This window comes from Candidatus Glassbacteria bacterium (assembly GCA_019456185.1).
GTDB lineage: Bacteria > Gemmatimonadota > Glassbacteria > GWA2-58-10 > GWA2-58-10 > JAJRTS01.
In genome coordinates this window covers 71,731-97,373 of sequence record VRUH01000012.1, presented here as the reverse complement: position 1 = coordinate 97,373, position 25,643 = coordinate 71,731, and the positions used below count along the sequence as shown (strand labels likewise).

Annotated in this window: 23 protein-coding genes, 1 tRNA gene and 1 pseudogene; 9 read left to right on the top strand and 16 right to left on the bottom strand. The window is 58.6% G+C overall.

The window, feature by feature from the left end:
- Positions 1 to 760 precede the first annotated feature (760 nt).
- The 3 genes and pseudogenes from FVQ81_06810 to FVQ81_06800 all read right to left on the bottom strand — a co-directional run bounded on the left by FVQ81_06810 (position 761) and on the right by FVQ81_06800 (position 3,286).
- Positions 761 to 1,588: pseudogene (locus FVQ81_06810) on the bottom strand (metal ABC transporter permease).
- Positions 1,585 to 2,349, bottom strand: coding sequence for a metal ABC transporter ATP-binding protein (locus FVQ81_06805; protein ID MBW7996266.1), 765 nt, complete (start codon positions 2,347 to 2,349; stop codon positions 1,585 to 1,587). The pseudogene FVQ81_06810 and the gene FVQ81_06805 overlap by 4 nt, the downstream one beginning before the upstream one ends.
- Before the next feature lies 1 nt (position 2,350).
- Positions 2,351 to 3,286 carry a manganese transporter gene (locus tag FVQ81_06800; GenBank protein ID MBW7996265.1) on the bottom strand — a complete coding sequence of 312 codons (936 nt, stop codon included), beginning with the start codon at positions 3,284 to 3,286 and terminating at the stop codon, positions 2,351 to 2,353.
- 192 nt (positions 3,287 to 3,478) lie between these two features.
- Here FVQ81_06800 and FVQ81_06795 point away from each other — a divergent pair, with 192 nt between their 5' ends.
- Both FVQ81_06795 and FVQ81_06790 read left to right on the top strand, forming a co-directional pair.
- Entirely contained in the window at positions 3,479 to 5,752 is a 2,274-nt protein-coding gene (locus FVQ81_06795) for a hypothetical protein (protein MBW7996264.1), read from the top strand.
- Positions 5,753 to 5,768: 16 nt separating this feature from the next.
- Positions 5,769 to 6,119 carry a cyclic nucleotide-binding domain-containing protein gene (locus tag FVQ81_06790; protein MBW7996263.1) on the top strand — a complete coding sequence of 117 codons (351 nt, stop codon included), beginning with the start codon at positions 5,769 to 5,771 and terminating at the stop codon, positions 6,117 to 6,119.
- A 35-nt stretch (positions 6,120 to 6,154) separates the two neighbouring features.
- Here FVQ81_06790 and FVQ81_06785 read toward each other — a convergent pair whose 3' ends face one another.
- From FVQ81_06785 to FVQ81_06730, 12 genes are all read right to left on the bottom strand, one after another.
- The gene (locus FVQ81_06785) at positions 6,155 to 6,994 is read right to left on the bottom strand and encodes a hypothetical protein (GenBank protein ID MBW7996262.1); all 840 of its coding nucleotides are present in this window, start codon (positions 6,992 to 6,994) and stop codon (positions 6,155 to 6,157) included.
- A gap of 388 nt (positions 6,995 to 7,382) precedes the next feature.
- The gene (locus FVQ81_06780) at positions 7,383 to 7,715 is read right to left on the bottom strand and encodes a DUF86 domain-containing protein (GenBank protein MBW7996261.1); all 333 of its coding nucleotides are present in this window, start codon (positions 7,713 to 7,715) and stop codon (positions 7,383 to 7,385) included.
- On the bottom strand, positions 7,712 to 8,002 hold the full coding sequence (locus FVQ81_06775) for a nucleotidyltransferase family protein (GenBank protein MBW7996260.1): 291 nt from the start codon (positions 8,000 to 8,002) through the stop codon (positions 7,712 to 7,714). Before FVQ81_06775 ends, FVQ81_06780 begins: the two co-directional genes overlap by 4 nt.
- Before the next feature lie 141 nt (positions 8,003 to 8,143).
- Positions 8,144 to 10,843 carry a pyruvate, phosphate dikinase gene (locus FVQ81_06770; GenBank protein MBW7996259.1) on the bottom strand — a complete coding sequence of 900 codons (2,700 nt, stop codon included), beginning with the start codon at positions 10,841 to 10,843 and terminating at the stop codon, positions 8,144 to 8,146.
- Between the two features lie 103 nt (positions 10,844 to 10,946).
- Positions 10,947 to 12,422 carry an amidophosphoribosyltransferase gene (locus FVQ81_06765; protein ID MBW7996258.1) on the bottom strand — a complete coding sequence of 492 codons (1,476 nt, stop codon included), beginning with the start codon at positions 12,420 to 12,422 and terminating at the stop codon, positions 10,947 to 10,949.
- 166 nt (positions 12,423 to 12,588) lie between these two features.
- Entirely contained in the window at positions 12,589 to 13,329 is a 741-nt protein-coding gene (gene pssA / locus FVQ81_06760; GenBank protein ID MBW7996257.1) for a CDP-diacylglycerol--serine O-phosphatidyltransferase, read from the bottom strand.
- Positions 13,326 to 14,003: a phosphatidylserine decarboxylase family protein gene (locus tag FVQ81_06755; protein ID MBW7996256.1), complete on the bottom strand. Its 678-nt coding sequence runs from the start codon at positions 14,001 to 14,003 to the stop codon at positions 13,326 to 13,328. The genes pssA and FVQ81_06755 overlap by 4 nt, the downstream gene beginning before the upstream one ends.
- Before the next feature lie 11 nt (positions 14,004 to 14,014).
- Positions 14,015 to 14,920, bottom strand: a complete 906-nt coding sequence (locus tag FVQ81_06750; protein MBW7996255.1) for a phosphoribosylaminoimidazolesuccinocarboxamide synthase — start codon at positions 14,918 to 14,920, stop codon at positions 14,015 to 14,017.
- A gap of 94 nt (positions 14,921 to 15,014) precedes the next feature.
- Positions 15,015 to 16,316 carry an adenylosuccinate lyase gene (locus tag FVQ81_06745; GenBank protein MBW7996254.1) on the bottom strand — a complete coding sequence of 434 codons (1,302 nt, stop codon included), beginning with the start codon at positions 16,314 to 16,316 and terminating at the stop codon, positions 15,015 to 15,017.
- Between the two features lie 180 nt (positions 16,317 to 16,496).
- The gene (locus FVQ81_06740) at positions 16,497 to 18,059 is read right to left on the bottom strand and encodes a trypsin-like serine protease (protein ID MBW7996253.1); all 1,563 of its coding nucleotides are present in this window, start codon (positions 18,057 to 18,059) and stop codon (positions 16,497 to 16,499) included.
- Between the two features lie 12 nt (positions 18,060 to 18,071).
- Entirely contained in the window at positions 18,072 to 18,911 is an 840-nt protein-coding gene (truA, locus tag FVQ81_06735) for a tRNA pseudouridine(38-40) synthase TruA (GenBank protein ID MBW7996252.1), read from the bottom strand.
- 34 nt (positions 18,912 to 18,945) lie between these two features.
- The gene (locus FVQ81_06730) at positions 18,946 to 19,746 is read right to left on the bottom strand and encodes an energy-coupling factor transporter transmembrane protein EcfT (GenBank protein ID MBW7996251.1); all 801 of its coding nucleotides are present in this window, start codon (positions 19,744 to 19,746) and stop codon (positions 18,946 to 18,948) included.
- Positions 19,747 to 19,939: 193 nt separating this feature from the next.
- Here FVQ81_06730 and FVQ81_06725 point away from each other — a divergent pair, with 193 nt between their 5' ends.
- From FVQ81_06725 to FVQ81_06695, 7 genes are all read left to right on the top strand, one after another.
- On the top strand, positions 19,940 to 20,326 hold the full coding sequence (locus tag FVQ81_06725; GenBank protein ID MBW7996250.1) for a hypothetical protein: 387 nt from the start codon (positions 19,940 to 19,942) through the stop codon (positions 20,324 to 20,326).
- A 238-nt stretch (positions 20,327 to 20,564) separates the two neighbouring features.
- The gene (ispG, locus tag FVQ81_06720; GenBank protein MBW7996249.1) at positions 20,565 to 21,644 is read left to right on the top strand and encodes a flavodoxin-dependent (E)-4-hydroxy-3-methylbut-2-enyl-diphosphate synthase; all 1,080 of its coding nucleotides are present in this window, start codon (positions 20,565 to 20,567) and stop codon (positions 21,642 to 21,644) included.
- Between the two features lie 84 nt (positions 21,645 to 21,728).
- A tRNA-Arg gene (locus FVQ81_06715) sits at positions 21,729 to 21,803 on the top strand.
- A gap of 312 nt (positions 21,804 to 22,115) precedes the next feature.
- Positions 22,116 to 22,508 (top strand): SH3 domain-containing protein, encoded by a 393-nt coding sequence (locus FVQ81_06710; protein MBW7996248.1) that lies wholly within the window; start codon positions 22,116 to 22,118, stop codon positions 22,506 to 22,508.
- A 71-nt stretch (positions 22,509 to 22,579) separates the two neighbouring features.
- A complete protein-coding gene (locus FVQ81_06705) occupies positions 22,580 to 22,840 on the top strand; it encodes a hypothetical protein (protein ID MBW7996247.1) in 261 nt (86 codons plus the stop codon).
- 51 nt (positions 22,841 to 22,891) lie between these two features.
- Positions 22,892 to 23,470: a hypothetical protein gene (locus tag FVQ81_06700; GenBank protein MBW7996246.1), complete on the top strand. Its 579-nt coding sequence runs from the start codon at positions 22,892 to 22,894 to the stop codon at positions 23,468 to 23,470.
- Positions 23,471 to 23,758: 288 nt separating this feature from the next.
- Positions 23,759 to 25,009 (top strand): acetylxylan esterase, encoded by a 1,251-nt coding sequence (locus FVQ81_06695; GenBank protein MBW7996245.1) that lies wholly within the window; start codon positions 23,759 to 23,761, stop codon positions 25,007 to 25,009.
- Between the two features lie 71 nt (positions 25,010 to 25,080).
- Here the strand turns inward: FVQ81_06695 and FVQ81_06690 are convergent, their stop codons facing one another.
- Complete coding sequence (locus FVQ81_06690; GenBank protein MBW7996244.1) at positions 25,081 to 25,551, bottom strand: nucleoside deaminase; 471 nt, start codon at positions 25,549 to 25,551, stop codon at positions 25,081 to 25,083.
- Positions 25,552 to 25,643 lie beyond the last annotated feature (92 nt).

Here is a 25,643-nt window from a genome sequence, read left to right as displayed (position 1 = left end):
GGGTTCGGCAGGCCGGGGCTGGGCGTGATGCTGATAGTGGCGATGAGCCTGGGGCTGGCGCTGGTGCTGATGGGGGTGGGGTTGGGCACTATCTACCTGAGAGGTCTGCTGGACCGGCGAGCGGGCGATGAGAAAGAAGCACGTCCTTCCGCGTTACGCAAGGCATTTGCAAAAGTGATCGCTATCCTGCCCACAGCGGCCGGCACGGGCCTGGTGCTGATCGGCTCCTACCTGGTATTCAATGCGCTGACACAGTTGGGTGTGCTCTGATTCGCGGGGCGTGCTGGCTGTCCCGCCTTCTGCAAACTCTTGTGTGAGCGCCGGGTCAGCCGTCCTGGTGCCGGTCCTCCGGTCTCGGAATCCTGCGGCCGTGTGGATCTGTTTCCGGTGTGCCCAGTTTGTTGTCCAGCAGGTCGGCCAGCTCGTGGGCGTGTTCCAGCCGCTCGGCCAGCGGATGTAACTGGGCCGGGTCGATACCGGTCTCGTGCAGCAGGGACTCCCAGAGCCGGTGGGAGCGCAGCAGGCCGTTGGCGTACTCGTTCCCGGCTTCGCTGAGGTGATATTTCCCGCCGCCGAGATTTTCCACCAGCCCGCCACCCGCCAGCTTGCGCCCCAGCGAGACAATCCGGTTCCTGACAATGCCGGTGGACTCGACAAGCTGCTCGACGGTGGCGATATGGTCGGGTATGCGGGCCAGGGCCTTCAGGAAGTCCTCGCGGGCGATATGCTGGACGTTACGCCGCTTGGTAAGCCCTGCGGCCACAATCCCGTAGCTGGGCGAGAACAGCATCGAGAGGATGAACAGCCCGCCGGCCACCACGGTCATCGCCGGGCCGCTGGGCCAGTTCTGCCAGAAACTGACCACGAACCCCAGCCCGGTGCTGAACGTACCGATCAGCGCGGCCAGCAGCAGCATCACGCCCAGCCGGTCGGTCCACTGGTAGGCGGTCGCTCCGGGGGCGATTATCATCGCCACCACCAGGATGATGCCCACGGCCTGAAGGCTCGCCACAACGGTCGCCGCCAGCAGGATCATCACCACGTAATGCGCCACCTTGGGGTTGATCCCGATCGAGGCGGCCATCACGGGATCGAAACTGGCCGTGCGCAGGGGATGAAACAGCAGGAGCACGACAGCGCAGACAACCACCGCCACGATCACCATCATCCACAAATCGGACTGGCCGACAGCCAGCGGGTTGCCGAACAGGAAGCACTTGAGGTCGAAATGAGTACCGCGGGGCAGGGCGCTGATCAGGATTACGCCGATGGCGAAAAATACGGTAAAGACCAGCCCGATTGCGGAATCGCCCTTGATCCGGCTGTTGTTCTGAATGGTGTTGATCAGGACACTGGTCACGATCCCGGCGATCATCGCCCCGCTGAACATCGCCAGCGGACCCGTGCCGGCCAGCATGAAGGCCAGCACAACACCGGGCAGCACCGCATGGCTGAGGGCGTCGCCCACCAGGGCCATGCCGCGCAGCACCACGAAGCAGCCGATCACACCGCAGGCGGTGCCGACAAGCATGCTGGCCACCAGTTCGAGCACGTAGCCGTCCAGGACTGTCATCAGGGCGTCAATCATCGGGCCACCCCTTTTTCGATTATCTGTTCGGCGCGCACGATTTCGCTGAGAGTCGGACCGAAGGTGAGCCGCCGGTTCTGCTCGTTGTAGGTTTCCCCGGTCGGCCCGGCCGCGATCAGCCCGCCGTTGAGCATCACGATCCAGTCGAACCGGTCGAGAATATCCAAATCATGGTTGACCATGATCAGCGTGCGGCCGTCGGCTCGCAGGTCGTCCATCAGGTCGAGGATTGCGCTCTCGGTGGTGGCGTCGACACCGGCTAACGGTTCATCCATCACCAGCACCCGCGCCCCCTGGGCCAGCGCTCGCGCGATAAACACGCGCTGCTGCTGGCCGCCGGAAAGCTGACGGATATGGCGGGCCGCATAGGATGACATCCCGGTTTTTTCGAGAGCTTGGAGCACGATTTCCCGATCCTTGCGCCCGGGCCTGCCGAACCAGCCGTGCCCGGCACCGCGGCCCATCGTAACCACGTCGCTGACGGTAACCGGGAAGTCCCAGTCGATTATCTCTTTCTGGGGGATATATGCCAGCGCTCCGAGACCCGGGTCGAACGGGGCGCCGAGGACTTTCACCTCGCCGGAGTCGCGCTCGATCAGCCCCAGGGCGGCCTTGAGCAGGGTGCTCTTGCCGGCGCCGTTGGGTCCGACAATACTGACGCTCACGCCCTCGGGGATACTGAAGGTGACATTGCGCAGAACGATTTTGCTGCCGTAGGAAGCTGTCAGGTTCCTGACTTCGAGTGCGTTGCGGTTCTCCATCTCAAAGACTCCCCGCGCTGAGTGCCCCGGCTATCGTATCGACATTGTGGCGGAACATGCCGAGGAAGGTCCCTGCATCGGTGCCCGGTTCGCCCAGGCTGTCGCTGTAGAGCGTGCCGCCGACAGCCGCGCCGGTTTTCTCGCTGACCTTGCGCACCAGGTTGTTCAGGCTCGCGCTGACGCTGGTTTCGATAAACACCGCGGGTACCCCGTGCTCCCGGACCAGGTTAACCAGCGCTTCCACGTCCTGGGGACGGGGCTCGCTGTCGGTGCTGATTCCGATCACGGTCATCACGTCCACTCCGTACTCGATCCCGAAATAGTGGAAAGCGTCGTGGGCTGTAACCAGGATCCTCTTCTCCGGCGGAATTTGTCCGATTACCTTGCGTGCGTAACGGTCAAGTGAGTCGAGCCGGACGATATAATGCTCAGCGTTGGACCGGTAAAAATCGGCGTTAGCCGGGTCGGCCTCGGCCAAAGCCTCGGCGGCATTCTCGGTGTAAACCTTGACATAGGGGATGCTGAACCAGCAGTGCGGATCGGGAGCGCCCTGGTACTGCTGGCTTTCGATAACCTCGATGCGCTCATCCTCGGCCAGTTCCCGGAACACGGCACCGTCCTTGAGGTTGTTGTGCACGATATCGTGGAGAGTGCCCTCCAGGTGCAGTCCGTTGGTCAGGACCACATCGGCCCGAGCGATCAGGCGGGCATCACCGGGGCGGGGGTCGTAGATATGGGGGTCCTCACCGGCTTTCATGATGCTGATCACATCCATGCGTCCGCCGGCCACGTTAGCGGCGATGTCGGCCACAATCGTGGTAGTGGCGGCAACCAGGGGCCTGCTCTTTTGAGCGGCTGGTACGGATTCGTTTCCGCTCCCGGTGCAAGCGCAAAAAAACAAGGAGAGGAGAAAAGATGAATACCTGAAAACCAGCATTATTAATCTCCAGCAATGAGAAAGAGTATCATTCTCAGCTCTTGCAGTTCATTATAATAATCTTCTTTGGTTGACACAAGATATTTCTAAAATAATTATTATCTTCATCGGCAAGGTTGAGTCTGCTATCAATTTATCATACTTTCCAGGTAAGGCCAGCCTAATTTTCACCTATAAACCCAGGGAGATAACATGGACGGCAAAAAACTGCCGGTAAGCCTGATCCGAGCTCTGCTTGTTCTTGCATTTTTTATGATTGCGGTAACACCGGCGACAGCGGCGGTAGCTGTAAGCGTCGATGGAGATTTGACCGTCCTCGATAACGGCAGTCTCGCGGTGGCAGTCTCCGGGCGGGACGGCACAATCCGCCGTCTGGTGAATCTCGAAGATGGTGTCGATTACTGCAACCAGATCGCCGCGGTGGTCTGGCCGGTGGAAGATGTGCCTGTCGGCGAGCGGATCGGCGGAGTGTTGATTTACGATGAGCTGAAGCAGAAAGCTTATTCCGATCTCAACGATCCGGGAACGATAAGCGGTTTCAAGGTCGAGGAAGGCGATGGCAGGGCGGTAATCACGTTCGAGAAAAGTTTTCCGGGCGCGGATTTCGTGGTGGCCGAACGAATGGAACTGCATGCGGACCACCTTCGCTGGACCATCAAAGCGGTCAAGCAGAGCGGAGAGGACCGTTCGTTGAAAATGGTCCAGCTCCTGCCGCTGCCGACCTGGGGTTACAGCGCCTGGGCGCCGATCGCAGAGGCTCCGTTCAGCCCCAATCCGTGGGAGCCGTTCCAGGTCAACTACGGGATAGTCGACGGGGGGCCGGTGGGCAACACCAACTGGCGCACGGTTATCCCGATGCTGACCTTTTACAGGAGCGATGAGAAAAACGCGCTGACCGTGGTCAATCCGTTCGAAATCCCCGCGGTACGGATCCGTTACCGCAACAGTATCGGGATCAGCCAGGATTTCCACTGGAACAGCCGCAACTACGCTATGGACGAGCGCCCGTACCTTCAGGTTATCTCGGAATACCTGGGCCTTCGCGACACGTTCAGCCCCGAAACCGGTCTGCTGATCACTCTCCAGCCGGCCAACTGGCGCGCCTCGCTGGGCTGGGTCTACGAGCAGTACCGCGAGTATTTCGACCCCGCGCCCGGATTCGAGCGCTACGACGGGGCCTATGTAATCGACCAGCCCTATCCGGACGCCATGAGCGGCGATGAGTTCAGCGAGCAGTTCAAGGGCTACTACGACGAGGGCGTGCGCTGGGAGGAGATGCACGGGCATTTCACCAAGTACGGCGAGATGATCCCGCCCGTGTCGGTTAAGACATGGGAAAACCTGTCGCATCCCCGGCCGGGGCGGACCAAAAGCCGCGAGCGGATTCGTGACCACAGCAAGCGGGCCGCCGAACAGGGGGTCGGCACGTTCATCTACTACAATATCACCGAGAGCGAGTGGTGGTACGCCAGGGACAAATACCCGGACGATATCGCGCTGGACGAGAACGGCGTGCCGATCCCGGCCTACAAGGGCCAGACCCACCCGGACAGCAACGCCTGCTGGCTGATGTGCTCCGATCCGAACACCACCTCGTTCGGACGGGACTTGGCCGAACAGGCGCGGGAGATGGTGCGCTCCTACCCTGATATCGCCGGCTTCTTCTGGGACGTCTACGGCCGCACCTACAAGTTCGATTTCGCCCACGACGACGGGATGACGATGGTCAACAACAAGCCGGCATATTTCCCGATGAACATGTTTACGCGGATGATGCGCGAGGTTGTCGGTCCCGTATTGCATGAGAACGGCAAGTTTATCACCTGCAACAAACCGACCATGATCACCGCGCTCAAAGGGATCGACGGGGTGATGGCCCGCGAGAGCACCCCGGCGGTCGAGAAGCCCGATTGGCTGATCGCCCAGAGCTACCTGGGCCTGAACCGTCACGGGATGATCCTCGACAGCGGTTCGTGGCAGCACCCGGAACGGCTGTTCCTCAACTGCCTGCGCTACGGTTATTTCTACAGCCGGGTCAGGAGCGGGATTGAACCGGACGACAGCCCCGAGGTTGTCCAGCAGAAGAAAAAGGCCGAGTGGCTGCAGACTGTCTACCACCCGCTGATCGAAAAGTTCAAGGGCAAGAAATGGGTGTTCCACCCCCGGGCGCTGAGCCTGCCGCCCAAGACCGACGGGAATATCTTCCGCCTGGCCGACGGCTCGGTGATGGTGGCGATGGTCAGTATCTGGCGCGACCTGTATAATATTCCCGGTACCACGCCGGACGTGGAGCTGACCTGCCGTCTGCCCGACGCCGCCGAATTCACGACGTTCAGCCTGGTGCAGCCGGATATCACCGGCAGCAGCACGGGCAAGCCTGTTTCACCGAGCAAGGTGGAAGGGGACGCGCTCACGTTCCGGCTCGAACAGCACGGCCTTGCGAGCGTGATATTGCTGGAAAAATAGCAGGGAGGGGTAAACGATGAGCCAGTTGATGAAAGTTGTCGAGCAGGGCGAGGTTGTTTTCGAGGAGGGCAGCGCGGGCAGGACGTTTTACTACATCCAGAGCGGCAGCGTGGAAGTGAGCCGCGGTACGGGGAGCGGGAGGCAGGTGGTGGCCACCCTGGGCAAGGGGCAGAGTTTCGGCGAGTACGCTCTGCTCAAGGAGGGCGACTCCACCCGCAGCGCGACTGTAACCGCGCTGGAGCGCTCGCTGCTGGTGGAGTTGGACAGGGAGTCACTGGAGGAAATCCTGAGCGAGGTGCCCGATTTTGTCAACGATCTGATCCGCAGCCTGGTGAACCAGGTGATCGAACTGGAGGGGGAGGAATAGCGCTGTACAATTGTCTGACTGAAATTATCAATTTTCTACGGTGTAATGGCTTTTCTAATTGCGGTAGATATTGGCTTTAATACGTCACTATCAGTGAAGTAATTATTATGGCTAAAAATATTCCAACTTTTTAAGAAAAATCCGAGAAATCCACCAGTTGCGTTTATTTCATAATCTGCTTTAACCGCCTTGTTGTAGGAAGGGCTGAGGGGTTTCAGGGGCCAGCCTAAAACGTCATCCCTATCATAATAGTTATACCATACGAAATTATACCCACTGTCTTGAGTCGCTATAGCTTTAATATCGACTTGCGGAAATCCAGAAACAAATACAGGGATGTTACAACCAATAGTAAATAGCGAATGCATTTTCTTTAGTCTGTAGAAATTATTTTCTTCTGGTTGGGAGTATTTCATAGACAACCATATCCCCTTTTTGGTCGGTATCTGTTGACTATCCCATATAAAATTTGACAATAATTGGCATCCCAGGGAATGGGCAACAAATATTAAAGGTTTGTCAAAACCGCCAAGCTCTTGAGAACAATTTTCCAGAGTATTGAGAATCGCTTTTTGTGCTTTCGTGTAAGGACTACCGCTGTCTTCTGAATTTCTTTCCAGTCCAGTTGCATCAGAGAAACCGAACAAAATAAATTTTCTTAACCATTTGCAATCTATTTTTTCTTTTTCCATATTTTGAAACACTATTTCTTCATTGTTCTGAAGAATATTTTGATAATATACTTTATCGAAATGAACTTTTGAAGATATGTCATCACCCAGTATTTTGGACAACTTGCTTTTGAATTTTTCATCAAAATTAGATTTTGTATCTCCCATCCCGTGTATTGCAACAACTGCAACCTCCTTTGCCATTATAGATTCCTCCTTATTGAATTTTACAACTAAATATCGAATCACACTAATATTATGTGTAACTTGATATTCCTCATATTGATGTATTCCACGATATGATATGATAAAACGAATGTCAAGAATAATAATGAAAATAATTCTTGTTAGCAGTGGTATCAATAGAAAAGGGCCGCATCCCTGCGGCCCCTCTCTTTTTACTGCATGTGTCCGGCGGGAAGCTTACTTGTCCCGCTGGATTTCGCCAGTCTCGGCTTCCAGGGCTGCGTGGGCCGCGGCCAGGCGCGCAATCGGCACGCGGTAGGGCGAGCAACTCACGTAGTTCATACCGGACCGGGCGCAGAACGCAACACGTAATCAATCCCCACGGTACGAGCGAATTGTTAAGCCTTCAACTGGACAGTAACCCTGATTTGATCACCCTTTTTAGGTCGGGCAATTCTTTTTCAATCACGTTCCAAACCGCCAGGAGATCTACTCCCATGTAGTTGTGAATCAGAATGTCCCGAAAGCCCGTGATGTTTTTCCAGGGGATCCCGGGTCTGGCTCCTTTGAATTCCTCGCTCAGCCGCTTTGTTGCCTCGCCGATCACCTCAAAATTGCGGATGGCCGCATCGTGCCAGTGGGATTGCCGGATAAACTCATCTTTCCCCGCGGCTGCATAGGATTCAATTTTTTCAATGGACTCGAGGATATGGCGAAGGTATAATTCGTCTCGATTCATAGGGGAAGGGAGTTTTTGAGTACACTGTCGCGGATGTGGGGAGAGATAGAATCAGCGGTAACCAAATCCACTTTACAGCCGGTAAGCTTCTCGAGTTCTCGTTTCGCCGCTATAAGGTCTAACAGGGATGTATCCGGCGAAATATCCACCAGCAGGTCAATGTCACTTTCGGCGGTGCTTTGGCCGTGGGCAAGAGAGCCGAAAAGGCGCAAGTTTATAGCCCCATGAACCATTGCCGCTTTGATTATTTCATCGCGTCTGCTTTTAACAATTTCTTTGGCAGTCAAACGGGCCTCCATGCTTGCCTGGCAAATTTTTCCTTAAAGAAATATATCTTGTCAGACAAGGTAAATCAATCCGACCTTTAAACAAAAGAGGGGCCGCAGAAACGCGGCCCCTCTTTTTATGCATTTTATCCGGCGGGAAGCTTACTTGTCCCGCTGAATTTCGCCAGTCTCGGCTTCCAGGGCTGCGTGGGCCGCGGCCAGGCGCGCAATCGGCACGCGGTAAGGCGAGCAGGAAACATAGTTCATCCCGATGCGGGCGCAGAACTTGACGCTCTCGGGCTCGCCGCCATGCTCGCCGCAGATACCGATCTTAAGGTCGGCCCGGGTGCTGCGGCCCTTCTCGATACCCATCTGCACCAACTGGCCGATACCCTCCTGGTCCAGCACCTGGAACGGATCGTCTTCCAGCACGCCGACGTTAACGTAATGGGGCAGGAACGTGCCCGCGTCGTCGCGGCTGTAGCCGAAACCCATCTGGGTCAGGTCATTGGTGCCGAAACTGAAGAACTGGGCGTGCTCGGCGATCTTGTCGGCCACCAGGCAGGCGCGCGGAATCTCGATCATCGTGCCCACCAGGTAGTCCACCTCGATACCCTGCTCGGCGAACACTTTCCCGGCGGTCTCGACCACGATCTCGCGCTGCTGGACAAACTCGCCGACAGTACCCACCAGCGGGATCATCACCTCGGGAAGGCTGTCGACACCCTCTTTTTTCAGCTTGCAGGCCGCCTCGAAAATCGCCCGGGCCTGCATGACGCTGATCTCGGGGTAGGTCATGCCCAGGCGGCAGCCGCGGTGGCCCAGCATCGGGTTGAACTCGTGGAGACTGGCGACCTTGGCCTTGATCACCTCGGCGGAAATACCAAGCTCGTCGGCCATCTCCTGCTGGTTCTGCTCCTCGTGGGGCAGGAACTCGTGCAGGGGCGGGTCGAGCAGGCGGATCGTGACCGGCTTGCCGGCCATCACCTTGAAGATGCCGTAGAAATCATCGCGCTGGTAGGGGATCAGCTTGGCCAGCGCCTTCTCGCGGCCGGCCAGGTCGTCGGCCAGAATCATCTCGCGCACGGCCTTGATCCGGTCGCCCTCGAAAAACATGTGCTCGGTGCGGCAGAGTCCGATACCCTCGGCGCCGAAATCGAGAGCGACCCGGCTGTCCTTGGGAGTGTCGGCGTTGGTGCGCACGCCGATCGTGCGGATCTCGTCGGCCCAGGACATCACCGTGTCGAAATCACCGCTCAGCTCGGGGGTAACCGTGGCCACCTGGCCGCTCATCACCTCGCCCGAGCTGCCGTCGAGCGAAATCCAGTCGCCCTCGGCCACGGTTGCGCCGCCGACCGTGAATTTCTTTTCCTTGTAGTTGACACTGATTGCGCCGCAGCCGGCCACGCAGCATTTGCCCATCCCGCGGGCGACCACCGCTGCGTGGCTGGTCATCCCGCCCTGCTGGGTCAGGATACCCTGGGCCACGTCCATGCCGCCGATATCCTCGGGACTGGTCTCGATCCGGACGAGGATCACCTGCTCGCCGCGCCCGGCCCATTCCTCGGCGTCTTCGCTGTGGAACACCACCCGGCCCGTGGCCGCGCCGGGGGAGGCGGGCAGGCCCTTGGCGATCACTTTTTTCTCGGCCCTGGGATCGAACGTGGGGTGCAGGAGCTGGTCGAGCTGGTCTGGCTCGATCCGGCTGACCGCGGTCTTCTTGTCGATCGAGCCCTCGTCCACCATGTCCACTGCGATTTTGATCGCGGCCGCCGCGGTGCGTTTGCCAGTGCGGGTCTGCAGCATCCAGAGCTTACCCTTCTGGATTGTGAACTCGATATCCTGCATGTCGCGGTAGTGGGCTTCGAGCTTCCGGTAGATACCCTCGAGAGTCTTGTAGGGCTCGGGCATCACTTCCTCGAGCGTCACCTGGTCATCACCGGTCTTGCCGGCTTCGTTGACAGGCTGCGGGGTGCGGATACCGGCCACCACGTCCTCGCCCTGGGCGTTGATCAGGTATTCGCCGTAGAACCGGTTCTCACCGGTGGCGGGGTCGCGTGTGAATGCAACGCCGGTGCCGGAGTCGTCGCCCATGTTGCCGTAGACCATCGCCTGCACGTTAATCGCGGTGCCCCAGTCGACGGGGATAGCGTTCAGCTTGCGGTAACGGATCGCCCGCGCGCCCATCCAGGAGCCGAACACGGCGTCGATAGCGCCCATCAGCTGTTCCCACGGGTCCTCGGGGAATTCGATTCCCTTGCCGTCCTTGATCAGCTTCTTGAATTCGGCCACCAGTTCCTTGAGGTCATCGGCGCTGAGCTCGGTGTCCAGCTCGACACCCCTGGCTTTCTTCTTGGCGTGCAGGACTACCTCGAACGGGTCCTCATCTTCCTTGGTCTCGGGCTTGAGTCCCAGGACCACGTCGCCGTACATCTGCACGAACCGGCGATAGCTGTCCCAGCCGAACCGCTCGTTGCCGCTCTGCTTGATCAGGCCCAGGACAGTGGTGTCGTTGAGGCCCAGGTTCAGCACGGTGTCCATCATCCCGGGCATCGAGACCCGCGCGCCGGAGCGCACGGAGACGAGCAGGGGGTTGTCCCGGTCGCCGTAGCTGGTGCCCATGCTCTGTTCCACACTGGCCATGGCGTCCTGAATCTGGGTCTTGAGCTCAGGCGGGTAATTACGCTCCATCTTGTAATAGACCGTACACATCTCGGTCGTAATCGTGAAACCGGCCGGAACAGGCACGCCGATATTGCTCATTTCGGCCAGGTTGGCGCCCTTGCCGCCCAGCAGGTTTTTCATGTCCGACTTACCCTCGGCTTTTCCATCGCCGAAAGTGTACACGTACTTGGCGCTCATCAGTTTCCTCCGAACATTCAGCTAGTTGTTAAAATTCTCACCAGGATAAGACAGGTATAACTGGATAACTACCATTGCGGCGAGCGGCCCGATCCCATCAGATCTACTCATCGCCCAGCAGCGAAGGCTGGTAGTCCTCGTGCATGTTTTTCTGGAAGTTTTTTTCAAACGAGACGGCGTATTTGCCGTTGAAACACGCCTTGCAGAATTTGTCCGCGTCCAGCGTACCGAGAGCATCGAGACCCTGCTCGCTGAGATAACCCAGGCTGTCGATTCCCAGGTAGGTGCGGATTTCGTCCACCGTGTGGCTGCTGCCGATCAGTTCGCTGCGGGTAGGCATGTCGATCCCGTAGAAACAGGGGAACTTGATCGGCGGGCTTGAAATCCGCATGTGGACCTCGCGCGCTCCGGCCTGACGGATCATTTTCATCAGCCGGCGGCTGGTGGTGCCCCGCACGATAGAGTCGTCAACCACCACCACACTGCGGTCCCTGAGCACTCCACGCACCGTGTTGTACTTGATCCGCGTGTTGATATCGCGGATCGACTGGCTGGGGTGGATGAACGTCCGGCCCACGTAGTGGTTGCGGATCAGGCCCAGTTCCAGCGGCACCCCGCTTTCCTCGCTGAAACCGAGGGCGGCGGAGTTGCTGCTGTCGGGCACGGAGATCACGATATCCGCGCTCGGCACGGGGTGCTCGCGGGCGAGCGCGCGGCCGAACAGACGGCGAATCCGGTCGACACTGTAGCCGAACACCTGCGAGTCTGGCCGTGAAAAATAGATCAACTCGAACACGCACTGCTGGGCCTGTTTGCCGGGGAACAGCTTGAAACTCTGCACTCCGTTCTCGTCGATTTTCACGATTTCGCCCGGCTCGACATCGCGGACAAATTCCGCGCCGATCAGGTCGAAAGCGCAGGTCTCGCTGGCCACCACCCAGCCATCGCCCATGCGGCCGATAGAGAGGGGACGGTAGCCGCGGGGGTCGCGGGCCGCGAAAACCGTATCGTTGATCAGGATCACCAGGCAGTAGGCGCCTTTGACCTGTCCCAGCGCATCGGCGATCTTGTCCACCGGCTCGTTGTAAGTACTGCGGGCGATCAGGTGCAGGATCACTTCCGAGTCGGTGGTGGACTGGAATACCGCGCCCTGTTCCTCGAGATCGCGACGCAGCCTGATCGTATTGACCAGGTTGCCGTTGTGGCCGATCGCAATCGAGCCGTCCTTGAACGCGCTGGTCAACGGCTGGACATTGTGGCGCGAATTGCTGCCGGTGGTGCTGTAGCGGTTGTGCCCGATCGCCACCCGGCCCGGCAGGGACTCGATTGTTTTGGGATCGCGGAAGACATCCACCACCAGACCGGTGTCGCGGTGCACGAAAAACTGGTTGCCGTCGGTGGATACGATCCCGGCGCTTTCCTGCCCGCGATGCTGGAGGGCATACAGTCCGTAGTAGGTCAGCTCGGCTGCGTTGGGGAGATTGTATGCCCCGAAAATGCCGCAATACTCCCTGGGCCTGTCCTGCTGAACGAGAGGACAGCCGGAGCATCCGCCGTTGGCTGGTGTGGAGTCATCCATCGCTTGATCAACCCATCAGGGCCGGAGGGATCTATCGTCTTGCCGCGCACGGTGCGCGGCAGTCTGTCAGCCGAGAATAACAAAAATAGAAAGATACAAGAAATGTCAATTATGGGCAAGGGGTTTGTTCCCTGCCGGGGGCGATAGCGGAACAGCCGGCTCAGCTTTAGCCGGAGTTTTTTTCGGGCAGCCTGCTGACAGCTCCCAGGGCGATTGTGCGGACGAAGCCCCAGAATGCGTAGAGGAAGGAGAACGGGAACAGCAGGGTCTTCCAGAAATAGATCATACAGAAGACGAACAGCGCGCCGGCCACCAGGCCGACCTTCCCGCCGAACGAGGAAAGGTTGATCCTCGGGGTGACCGGATACTCGACAGTGCTGACCATCAATCCGGCCAGGATCAGGATCACCGATACCAGGAAGCGGTTATAATTTACATCGGAGAACAGCATCCTGAACAATTCGCTGTTGCTGAACGGGACAAAGCCGATCAGGCACGCCGCGGCCATCGGGATCGGCAGGCCTTTGAATTTTTTCTTGCCGGCTCCCGCGGTCTCCACGTTGAACCGCGCCAGACGCAGCGCGCCGCAAAGCACGAACAGGAAGCTGACCAGCCACGACCAGTCGCCGCGGTCGGAGAGGAAGAAGTGGTACATGATTATCCCGGGGGCGATCCCGAAAGAAGAAAGATCGGCCAGCGAGTCCAGCTCGGTCCCGAAATTGCTCTCCGTGTTGCTGAACAGCGCCACCTTGCCGTCGATAAAATCCAGCAGCCCGGCCAGGACCACCATCCAGCAGGCGAACTCCAGGTCACCGCGGATAGCGGAGATCATCGCGAAAAAGCCGCAGAAGATGTTTCCGGCGGTGAACGCGCTGGGCAGGAACGTGCCTTTGTTCGACAGTTTCATCGGAACTCCGCCAAGACCGTTTCACCGGCGATTACCCGGTCGCCCTGTTTTACTTTCCACTCAACTCCGGGGCTGATAAACACCTCCACCCGGCTGCCGAACCGGATCAGGCCGAAGCGCTCGCCCCGCTCCAGGCTGTCCCCGGTTTCAACCCGGCAGACAATCCGGCGCGCGATCAGCCCGGCGATCTGCCTGACCAGCACTTTCCCGTGCCGGGCCGATTCGATTCCCAGGGACATGGCCTCGTTGTCAACGCTGGCCTTGTCCAGGCTGGCGTTGAGAAACTTGCCCGGCCGGTAATTTTTGTAGCCGACAGTCCCGGCCAGCGGAGCGCGGTTGACATGAACGTCGAACACGTTCATGAAGATACTCAGCTTCTCCGCCGGACCGCCGATAAACTCGGGCTCATCCACCTGCTCGATCCCCAGTACTTTCCCGTCGGCGGGGCAGACCACGAGATTATTCCCCGACGGGGTCGGGCGCTCGGGATCGCGAAAGAAATAAAGGCTGAACAGGCTCAACACGGCGAACAGCACTGCCAGCGCAATACAGGCGGATTTCAGCCACGGCTGGGGCAGTCCGGCAGGCGGCGCCAGCAGGGCCGAGGCCAGGAACAGGACGTGCCCCGCCATAAAAGAGAGAATTATCGGAATGCCTTCGCGGGCCGGTGCCATTCGCTGCGCCCCTAGTTGACTTCGCCCCCGGTGATCATCCGGAACGCCTTGCGGTAAAGCTCGCTCATGTAGCCGACCACGTCGTCGGGAAGCTCCGGGGCAGGGGGAGTCTTGTCCCACTTGCCTTCATCGGTCAGCTTCTGCAGCCAGTCACGCAGGGGCTGCTTGTCGAACCCTTTCTGGTCCACTCCCGGCCGGTACTCGTCGGCCATCCAGAACCGGCTGCTGTCCGGGGTGAATATCTCGTCGATCAGGATCAGGTGACCGTCCAGCAGGCCGAACTCGAACTTGGTATCGGCGATCAGCATGCCGCGCGTGGCGGCGTACTCCGTTGCCGCGTTGAACAGGGCGAACGAGGTTTCGATCATGCGCTCGGAGAGTCCGCGGCCGATCATGGCTTTCATCCGGCCGATAGAAATGTTCTCGTCGTGACCGCTCTCGGCCTTGATCGCGGGCGTGAACATCGGCGAGTCGAACTTCTGGCTCCTGACCATGCCTGACGGCAGCTCCACCTCGGCGACAGTGCCTTTTTCAGCATATTCGCTCCAGGCGCTGCCGGCCAGGTAGGCGCGCACCACGCACTCCACGGCGATCGGTTCCGTTTTCACAGCGAGCAGGCTGCGTCCCTCGAGCCCGTCCTCGTTACCGGCCAGCTCGGGAATGAGTTTGACTATCTCGGCGACATCGGTTGTGACCACGTGGTTGCGGACGATATCCTTGAGCTTGTCGAACCAGAACGCGCTGATCTGGCTGAGCACTCTGCCCTTGTCCGGAATACCGTCGGGCATCACCACGTCGAACGCGCTGATCCGGTCGGTGACTACCAGCAGGAGGTACTCATCGAACTCGTAACAGTCGCGCACCTTGCCACGGCGAAGGTTGCCGGCGCCGAGGCTGGTCTCTCTGATCACATCCATTGCGTTCCCTTTTATCAATCGTATATATAGATAGCATCAGAAATAACTTTAAGGGTTGATCTCCAGAAGTTCAGACTGTTCGAGCAGTGTAAAATCAGTCCAGCAGACCAACCCGCCGGAAAATATAATCGACATTACGGGTGTGGGTTTCCATGCTGAACAGTTCGGCGAGCTCGTCCCCGGACAATCTGGCGGTTACCTCGTTGTCGGCCATCAGCGTTTCCAGGAAGTCCGCGTCCTCTTTCCAGACCTTCATCGCGTTGCGCTGCACTATCCGGTAGCCGTCCTCGCGGCTCATGCCTTTCTCGGCCAGGGCAATCAGCACGCGCTGGGAGTAAATCAGTCCGTGGAGCCTGTTCAGGTTCTTCTCCATGTTCTCCGGATAGACCAGCAGGTTCTCGATCAGTTGCCCGAACTTGCGCAGCATGTAGTAGACCGTCATCGTCGAGTCGGGCAGAATCACGCGCTCCACGCTGCTGTGGCTGATATCCCGCTCGTGCCACAGCGCCTGGTTCTCCATCGCGGCCAGGCAGTTTCCCCGCACCAGACGGGCCATCCCGCTGAGACGCTCGCAGATAATCGGGTTGCGCTTGTGGGGCATGGCGCTGGAGCCTTTCTGCCCCTTGGAGAAAAACTCCTCGGCTTCCAGGACCTCGGTGCGCTGAAGGTGCCTGATCTCGACCGCGAACTTCTCGATAGAACCGGCAAGCACGGCCAGGGCGGTCATGTATTCGGCATGGACATCGCGCTGGATAATCTGGTTGCTGGTCCGGGCGGCCTGAATGCCCAGTTTTTCGCAGACGTTGATTTCCACCTGCGGGTCCAGGTGGGCGAACGTACCCACCGCGCCGCTGATTTTGCCGGTGGCGGCCACTTTCACCGCCTGGGCGAACTGCTCGCGGCGGCGGGTGAGCTCATCGTACCACAAAGCCAGCTTCAGGCCGAATGTCACCGGCTCGGCGTGGATCCCGTGGCTGCGGCCAATCATCACCGTGTCCTTGTGCTCCAGCGCCCGTTTTTTGACCGCGGGCAGCACCTTGTCATCCAGCTCGGCCAGGATCAGCTCGCCGGCCCGTTTCATCTGCAGGGCCAGGGTGGTGTCCAGCAGGTCGCTGGAGGTCATCCCGAGGTGGATATAGCGCGAGTCGGGGCCGACATACTCGGCCACGTTGGTCAGGAACGCGATCACATCGTGCTTGACCTCTTCCTCGATCTCCAGGATCCGGACCGTGTCGAACGAGGCTTTCTCGCGGATAGTTTTGACCGCCTCGGCGGGTATCCGGCCCAGTTGCGCCAGGGCCTCGCAGGCCAGGATTTCGATCTCCAGCCAATGGCCGAACCGGGCCTCGTCGCTCCAGACAGCTTCCATTTCGGGCAGCGAATAACGGGGTATCATCTGTCTGTGTTTTCTTCCTGTCGGGGTTCTGTGCGCAAATTATCAGAATGGAACGGAAATAATAATAAACACACAATACTATCGCAATTCAAATCGAAATTTTTTGCTCAGGAAGTATTACGGATAAAATGGGCAACAGCGCATGGTAAACGTCTAAACATCGGCCCTATGAGATTGCTTCTAACGGGTGATATACCTCCTGATACTGCGTCCGTCGCGTTCCAGGAACAGCACGGTCCCGCGCCTGCTCCTCAGCCGCTTCAGCAGTTCGACAGCCTGGGCCGCTGAATTGATCGGGATATCGTTGATCCGGTAGAGGATGTCGTATCGCAGCAGGCGGCCCTGGCGCTCCAGATCGCTATCGCTGATCTCGGCCACGACAGCGCCACGTTCGGAGCGGGCGTCGAGCTGACTGCGGACCTCGCGGGTCAGGTCGATCAGGGAGAAGCCCATGCCGGTATCCTCGTGTTTCAGGGTCTCGCTGGGCAGTTCCTCCGGAGTGATAGTCAGCATGAATTCGCTCTCCGGGCGGCGGAAACCCAGCTTGACCACCGAGCCGACCCTGATGTCCAGTTGCTTGCCAGTCCAGTCGTCGACCGAGCGCACGGTCTCCCCGTCGACCGACACGATCAAATCTCCCGGCTGCAGCCGTCCGGAGCGCTCGGCGGGGGAGTGTTCCTGGATGCTCGAAACCACCACTCCGCTGATACGAGACTGCGCGCCGAATCCCAGGCCGTCCAGCAGGTCGGGTGTCAGCTTCTGGACCCTGATGCCAAGCCACGGGTGACGGACCTTGCCGCCGCGGATCAGGTCCTCGGCAATCCGCGCCGCGCGGTTGATCGGGATGGCGAAGCCCACGCCCACGCTGCCGCCGCTGGGAGAGAAAATGAACGTGTTGATCCCGATCACCTCGCCCAGGGCGTTGGCCAGCGGTCCGCCGCTGTTGCCGGGGTTGATCGACGCATCGGTCTGGATCATGTTGGCGTAGACCTGGGAGGAGGAGTTCTGGTCGCGGACGATATCCCTGCCGATCGCCGAGATCACTCCGGCGGTGACTGTCGGCTGAGGGTCGTCCAGCAGCAGGCCGAACGGGGAACCGATCGCAATTACCCATTCGCCCAACAGGAGATCATCGCTGTCGCCCAACTGGGCGGCGGTCAGTCTGTCCGCGCCCGGATCGATCTTGAGCAGGGCGATATCCGAGTTGTCGTCCAGCCCCACGATTTCGGCGTCGTACTCGATTCCCTCGCTGGTGCTGACCGTTATCTTGGTGGCGTCGTGGACCACGTGGTCGTTGGTCAGGATGTAGCCGCGGGAGTTGATGATAAGCCCGCTGCCGATATTCTGCACGGTCCGCTGGCGGGGTATGTAGAAATAGCCGAACCAGTTGCGGTAGGGGGTGCGCACCACCTCGGTCTGCATCACGTTGACACTCACCACCGAGGGCGCAACGCGGGCGCTGGCGGTCACAATCGCGGTGCGCCGGCCGCCGGCCAGGTCCTGCTCCAGGCTCTTCAGCCGGTTGACTGAGCGGGATTGACTCGCCGGTGCGGTCTGAGCCAGCAGGTAGCCGGGCTGTGAATCGGCCAACTCGTGTTCGGCGCTGTCCGGCAATACTGCTGAGATCGTTGTCTCCCGGTTCTCAACATCCCGGCCGCGCGGGGCGATAAGCCGTCCCAGCAGAATCATCAGCCCGGTTATCAGCAGCACTGACACCAGCAGTTTCATTACCGGTTTGTTCATCGCTCCACTTCCTCACTTGGTTCCAGACTGTGGATCAGCTTCACTCTCATCTCTGTAGTTTACACATACAAGTGTCAGGCCGCAAGCCGGTGCGGGCACGGCCCGTTTCCAACGGCCCGGTTCGTTCAGCGCTGCTGAGAACTCTCCGATATCCGCGCGTCCATCGGCAACCGCCAGCATGCCGCCCACCAGCATCCGCACCATCCCGCGCAGGAACCGGTCGCCCCGGAGCTGAAAATACAACGTTCCCTCGCCGGAACTCCAGCGCGCCTCGAATATCTCGCAGTCGTGGTTTTCGCGGTGACCTTCCTGCTTGCTGAACGTGAAAAACCCGTGCCGTCCCTGGACCAACTCGCAGCAGCGGCCCAGCAGGGAGATATCCACAGCGTTATTGCGCAGCCAGTGGGTGCGCGCCAGCAGGGGAGCGTCCGGAAGGTCCGGTTCGGCCAGACTGTAGCGGTAGATTTTCCAGCGGGCGCTGTAGCGGGCGTGGAAATCCCCGGGGACTTGCTCCACTTCCCGCACCCTGATCTGCTCCGGGAGGATAGAGTTGAGCGCACGGTCGATCTCCACGGCAGCCAGCCTGCCGGTGAGATCGAAATGGGCAACCTGGCCGGTTGCGTGCACACCCGCATCGGTACGACTGGCTCCGGTGAGACGGATATCCTCGCCGAGGATTCTGCTCAGGGCTGTTTCCAGCTCGCCCTGGACAGTCATCTCGTCGGGCTGCAACTGCCAGCCGCAATACCCGGTGCCGTCGTAGGAAACAGTCATCCTGATCCTGCGCTTCGGGCGTGATTCCTGCTCCGTCTGATCTGCCGAAGGCGTTTCTCCGGTCTCGCTAGCGGTCATCGTAAGGTCCGTTGAACAATTCTGCTGATTACTCTCAGAGGTAAACCCCGGAGAGGATAATCACGGCCGATGAGGCCAGGCAGAACAGCCAGTCGCCGGGGCTCATCCAGTGCCTGCCTCCCGGTGACGGCGGAGTGAACGGGTTGTAGCCCCTGGCCAGCAGGCTGAGGCTCAGCTGCTCGGCTTCATACAGCGTGTAGTGCATGTAGCAGACCATCGTATCGACAACGGCGCGGAGAGTGCTTGCCAGGCTCGCAGGGAACCTGTCGCTCCGGCCGGCCAGCCTGTACTGGCGGCGGAAGTTGCCGAACAAACCCCTGATCCGCGTCAGCGCCGACGGGAACGAGCGGATAACCAGCCCGACAGTGAAGCTAAGTTCGCCCACGGGGACATGCAGTTTTTCCAGCGGACGCAGCATTCGGGACAGTGAATCCACCACCCTCATCGGCGGAGTGGAATGGTACAGCCACAGCGCGGTAGCCACCAGCGCTGCCAGCTTGCCGCACAGCATAAGGCTGTTGAAAAATACTCCGGGCAGGCCCTCCAGGCCGAATCCACCCCGGATTGAATAGACGGCCCACAGGTAATAGAGCACTACGAACAGGAGCACTATCCACAACCGTCGCAGGCCGGCCAGCACTTTCTTTCCACCCGCGCCCGAGGCGGCCAGCCAGGAACCACACAGCAACAGGATCATGCCCAGCCCGGCGCCTGTCTCCACACTCCAGACCGCCACGCTCATAACCATGAGTACGATCACTTTGGCGCGGGCATCCAGCCGGTGCGCCCAGCCGCCTGTTTCACTGCGAAGCGCGTAATGCGCATATCGCGACATAACAACTCTCCCTGGATTAAGCCTGCTCCATAAAATAAGGGATAACACCCCTCGACGGCAACAACCGAGACTTTTTTTGGCTGCACCCGGATTGACCGCCGTCACTGCTGCTGCTATATTATTTCTATCATAAAGAAATGCAGTAATCGCGAATGAATCGTGATGTCATCCAGTTACCAAGCGAGTTCAATCGATGAAGCCGGTTCAACGGGTTAACAAATTATCGCACACCGAAACAACGGCGGAAAAAGAGGAATTGGACCGCCTGGCGCTGCGCGCCAAGGAGGCGCTCAGGCGGGGAGAGGGGTTGGATGCGGTATTGAGCCGGGAGCAGGTAGATATCCTCCGCCGGCGCTACAGCGGTTTCGACGACGAGCGTGACGGAGACGGGTTTCTGAGCGGCGGCAGTCATACGGTGCACAAGGTTGCCACGCCGAGGCCGTTCATCCACCTGATCAACAGTAATCACGACCGGCTGGACCGGCTACCGGGTCGAGAAAATCTGGCGCGGCTGCCGGGTGCGGATGAACGTCCTGAACCCCGGAGCTGTCTGCGCGGGAGTGTCGTCTGTCACTCTTGACGGTGAAAGCCTGCCGGTGGTTGACAGTAAAGGCAGAGTGGATGCGATACTGCTGCCACCCTGCGGAGAGGTGAATCTCGAGGTCCGCCTGGGAGGCTGAGAACTAATCTTTTCAGAAAACCCGCGGGGAGCGTTATATTAGAGGTAAGGATGTGTGTGGGCGGCTGATCGTCCGCATTACCCGGAGAAAAAAACCGGCGCAGGCCGGAGGGGATAGATCGTGAAACACTCGGAACCGCTGACGCCGCGCAGAAAGACCAGAACAGTCGGTGTCGGCAGCCTGAAACTCGGTTCCGGGCACCCGGTGGTTGTGCAGTCGATGACCAACACGGATACCCGGGACCCGTTGGCGACACTGCACCAGATAGAGCAGCTGGCCTCGGCCGGCTGCGAGCTGGTCCGGCTGGCTGTCCCGGACAAAGACGCCGCGGCATCGCTGGGGGAGATCGTGCGAAACTCCCCGGTTCCGCTGGTGGCCGACATCCATTTCAACTACCGTCTGGCGCTCGACGCCCTGGAGGCGGGAATCGCCAAGTTGCGGATCAACCCGGGCAATATCGGCGGAGCGGACAAGCTGAAAACCCTGGCCCGCGAGGCGGGAGCCCGCGGAGTGCCGATCAGGATAGGAGTCAACTCAGGCTCGCTGGAAAAGGAACTGCTCCGGCGCCACGGCGGCCCCACGGCCGAGGCGCTGGCACTCAGCGCGGCGGGGCATTGCAAACTGCTGGAGGATGAGGGATTCGAGGATATCGTAGTCTCGATCAAGGCCAGCAACGTACCCACCACGGTACGGGCCAACCGCGAGTTCGCCGCCCGCCGCGACTACCCGATCCACCTGGGGGTTACCGAGGCGGGCACGATGATCCGCGGGACTGTCATCAGCGCGGCGGGAATGGGGATCATGCTGGCCGAGGGGATCGGTGACACGCTGAGGGTCAGCCTCACCGCCGATCCGGTGGAGGAGATCGGCGTGGCCTGGAAGATACTGGCTGCGCTTGGTATCCGCCGCCGTGGAGTGGAGATTATCTCCTGCCCTTCCTGCGGCCGCGCGGAGGTGGACCTGATCGGCCTGGCCGAACGGGTGGAGCGCCTGCTGCGCCCGGTTCAACTGCCGCTGACCGTGGCCGTGATGGGCTGCGTGGTCAACGGACCCGGCGAGGCGCGCGAGGCTGATTTCGGCATTGCCGCGGGCAAGGGTGACGGCGTGGTGTTCCGCAGCGGCGAGCAGGTTAAGCGCGTGAAAGAAAGCGGGCTGGTGGAGGAACTGCTGGACCTGATCGAAAAAGAAACCGGTGTGGCAATCGAGCGCGATGAATGAAAGAGCTCCCGCGGGCGATGCAAATCACTTGCCGGAAAGCCCGGTATTAGTTATTAATATCTCCCACTGCCACGCAAAAGAAAAGCCCCTGTAGCTCAGTGGATAGAGCATCGGATTCCGGTTCCGGGTGCGCTGGTTCGATTCCAGTCAGGGGTACCATACGCAAAGCGCCGCGAGTCCTTGATATCAAAGGGTTCGCGGCGTTTATGTTTTGTCTGAAAATTTTAGCCAAGTCGGATAAAATCGGATGGAATCGGGTAAAAAATGATATGAGTAGTCGGACATACCTAGGACGCGAGGTGAAAGGGTGCCGCCGTTATTCCACGAAATGGCACCCTAATGGCACCTTGGGGTGGCGTTATTCCACTCGCCTGGAAAACGCCATAAATATTGACATATCCACTGATAAAATTATAGGTTAAATGGTAGTTATTATTCCATTTGAGTATCTGGTTATCACGGGGAAGCCCGATGGGAAAACCAACCCAGATCAGCACAGGCACGGGATGTTTTGTCATTGCAGTAGTAGTAGCTTTGATTGCCCTTTTTATGGTCGTGAATCGCGATAACCCGCCCGCCCCGGTTGAGCAAGCTCAAACCCAAACAGCCCCTGCCGCTTCCGTTGATACAATTACAATAGTAACTGTGGATAACAGGGCAAGGCTTTGCCCTCAACCCAACTGCGGCCAAGGGCAGGAGCTTCTTCGCATTCCAACCGGCACAAAGCTTGAGGTCCAGTCTAAGACGACAATCCGTTTGCCAGCGTGGAACGTGATTTGGTATAAAGTTACCTACAATGGCAAAACGGGGTGGCTTAGCGAGTTTGATACCGATAAAGCTCCTGCCGAACCGCGATATCATTAGGTTCTTTACCTCGGTCGCCGTAAGGTGGTAAAAATGGTGAATGTCGGTTCATATCTTCGGGGGAGGAATGCATGGATGATATTAAGTACCCTATAAGGCTTATGGGCATAGATGCTGATGAAAACGTGATTTCTGGTGCTGAAGATGGAGATGTGCTTTCTGATGCTATAATAGAAATACGCGAAGATGGAAAATTATATTTTGCAGGAAAGGAAGTGTTAACAAGGCATAGAATTACCTTAAGTGCATGGGTTAGTGCAGCTGTGATTATTGGAGGAGGTTCCACTTTTTTTCTTGCTCTTGTGGCGCTATTAAATTATTTGAGATGTTAATGCCTGCCGGGGCCAAAATCCCCTGATTTTCTGTGCCTGAGGGAGGAAGGCATGAGTTATGAGCTCCTACTTGAATATTTAAAACTGTTCCTGTCTCCGCAAATGGTGATCGGTGCAATAGTCTTATTATTTATATTTATTTTTAGGAATGAACTCAAGTGCTTGTTGGTACGAATAAAAAAAGCAAAGGCCGTAGGCAGCGAGTTGGAATTCGAGACGCAAAGAGAATTGCTGGAGGCTGAGAAAAATAGACCGGAAGATAAGCCAGAGCCTCCCCAGGCTGATTCTGGGAAAATGACCCTGAAGCCTGATGAGCAAGAAAGACTTGTGGGGGTAATTGAACAATTACGAACACATGCGATTTATTGGGAATTTAGATATTTAAATCTTTTTCTGGTTCATACAACACAATTGGTTCTTACTTGGCTGGTAGTTTATACTGAGCCCGTTTCTATGAAACAATACCATGCAGGGTGGGGGCCTACAATACAGAATTTAGACGAAAGAAAGGCTGTGCTGAATGCCCTGGAAAGATCAGGACTTATTTCAATAAAAGGGGATATGATGGAGGTAACTGAAAGGGGTCGCCAATATATAAACTGGCCCGGACGACCGAATCCGTTTGTATAATTTTACCAAATCCCCGGCTTTTTATTGCTCGGTGGAAAATCTTGCAGGGGTCGTGCTGGCTTTTAGCTTGAATTATTATGGTTCGATTCCAGTCAGGGGTACCATAAACGAGCGCCGTATTTCTCGATGCTGGGAAGTGCGGCGTTTTTGTTTTGCCGCCTGATTCCTGCCTTGAATTGCGATCTGTTCGGTGCTACCATATTATAACTCCCGCGAATAGATGAAAGTATCTCTTACCAGCCAGGAGGAAACCTGATGAAAAATCTTCTCGTTACAGTATCTGTGTCGCTGCTGCTGTCAGCGTTTACAGGCCCTGTCATCCTGTTTGCCCAGGAGCGCGAGACCAACTACGATGAAGCCAAAGTGCCGGAGTACACTCTGCCCGATCCGCTGGTATCTCTTGACGGAACTAAAGTTACCGATGAGGCCGGCTGGACGGAACAGCGCCGTCCGGAGATCTTGAAGCTGTTCCGGGAGCAGGTTTACGGGATCGCTCCGGCCCGCACCGGTGAGGCCGGCTGCCGGACAGTGGAAAGCGGCGAGGCATACCAGGGAACTGCCGAACGGAGACAGGTGGAAATCACCCTGCGCCGGGACGGAAAAGAGCTGGTGATCGGAGTCCTGCTCTATATCCCGAAAAACAGGCGCGGGCCTGTGCCGGCGTTCCTCGGCCTGAATTTCCGGGGCAACCATACTGTCGGCACCGACCCGGAGATTATCCTTAACGCCAACTGGATGAGGCCGCGCGGCAACGGCGATGCGGACAACCGCGCGACAGAAGATTCCCGGGGGACGTCGTCCTCCCGCTGGGAGATCGAGACGGTCCTCAAACGGGGCTACGCACTCGCCACCGCCTACTACGGCGATATCGACCCGGACTACGACGACGGGTTCAACAACGGCGTTCACGCCCTGTTCTCAGAACAGGAGCGTCCGGCGGACGCATGGGGCAGTATCGGCGCATGGGCCTGGGGATTGAGCCGGATTCTGGACTTTCTCGAAACAGATGGAGCGGTCGACGGGGAGAGGGTGGTGGTGCTGGGACATTCCCGGCTGGGCAAGACCTCGCTGTGGGCGGGCGCGCGGGACGAACGGTTCGCGATGGTGATCTCCAACAACTCGGGATGCGGCGGCGCGGCGTTGTCACGACGGGCGTTCGGTGAAACTGTCGAGGTGATCAACACCTCGTTCCCGCATTGGTTCTGCGACAATTTCAAGCAATACAACGGCAGGGAGGCCCAACTGCCGGTGGACCAGCACATGCTGCTGGCGCTGATCGCACCGCGGCCGGTCTATGTCGCCAGCGCAGAGGAAGACCGCTGGGCGGACCCGCGCGGGGAGTTCCTGGCGTTGAAACACGCAGCACCGGTTTACCGGCTGCTTACCGGCGAGGGTATCGCTGTCCAGCGGATGCCGGCGGTCAACCAGCCGGTTACCGGCAGGCTGGGCTACCATATCCGCTCCGGCCGTCACGATGTAACCGGTTATGATTGGGATCGCTACCTGGACTGGGCCGATGCGTATTTGCCCGTGAGGTGATCGGGAGACGATGCAGGTAAGAAGTCTGCAAGCGGCGAAAAACGAGAAAACATCGGGGTTCGGTGCAAAAGTCAGGGCGCACGGAGGTCGTTGAAGAACGTTTTCATCAGCTCGGAGCATTCAGTTTCGAGAACGCCCCGCACAACCAGGACCTGGTGATTCAGCCTCGAATCCTCGACCAGGTTATTCACGCTGCCGCAGGCGCCGAATTTCGGTTCGGCCGCTCCGTAGACCAGACGGCCCATTCTGGCCAGCAGCAGCGAGCCGGCGCACTGGGTGCACGGTTCAACCGTGACGTAGACTGAGCAGTCGTTCATATACCAGTGCCCCAGCCGGTATGCGGCCTGGCGCATCGCGGCGATCTCCGCGTGCAGGGTCACGTCCTGCATTCTGCGGGTGAGGTTGTAGCCTTTGCCGATAACCTGATTGTCACGGGTCACAACCGCGCCGACCGGGATTTCCCCGTGCACGCCGGCCAACCTGGCCTGCTCCAGCGCCAGTTCCATCATCCGCCTGTCGAATTCCACCTCGACTCTCGTCATCGTATCCTTAACCTTGCAGGGGAAATGGTACGGGTTAATGCCGCAAAATACCGGTCGCCGACTCCATTCTCAAGTAGAATCTGCCAGGACGC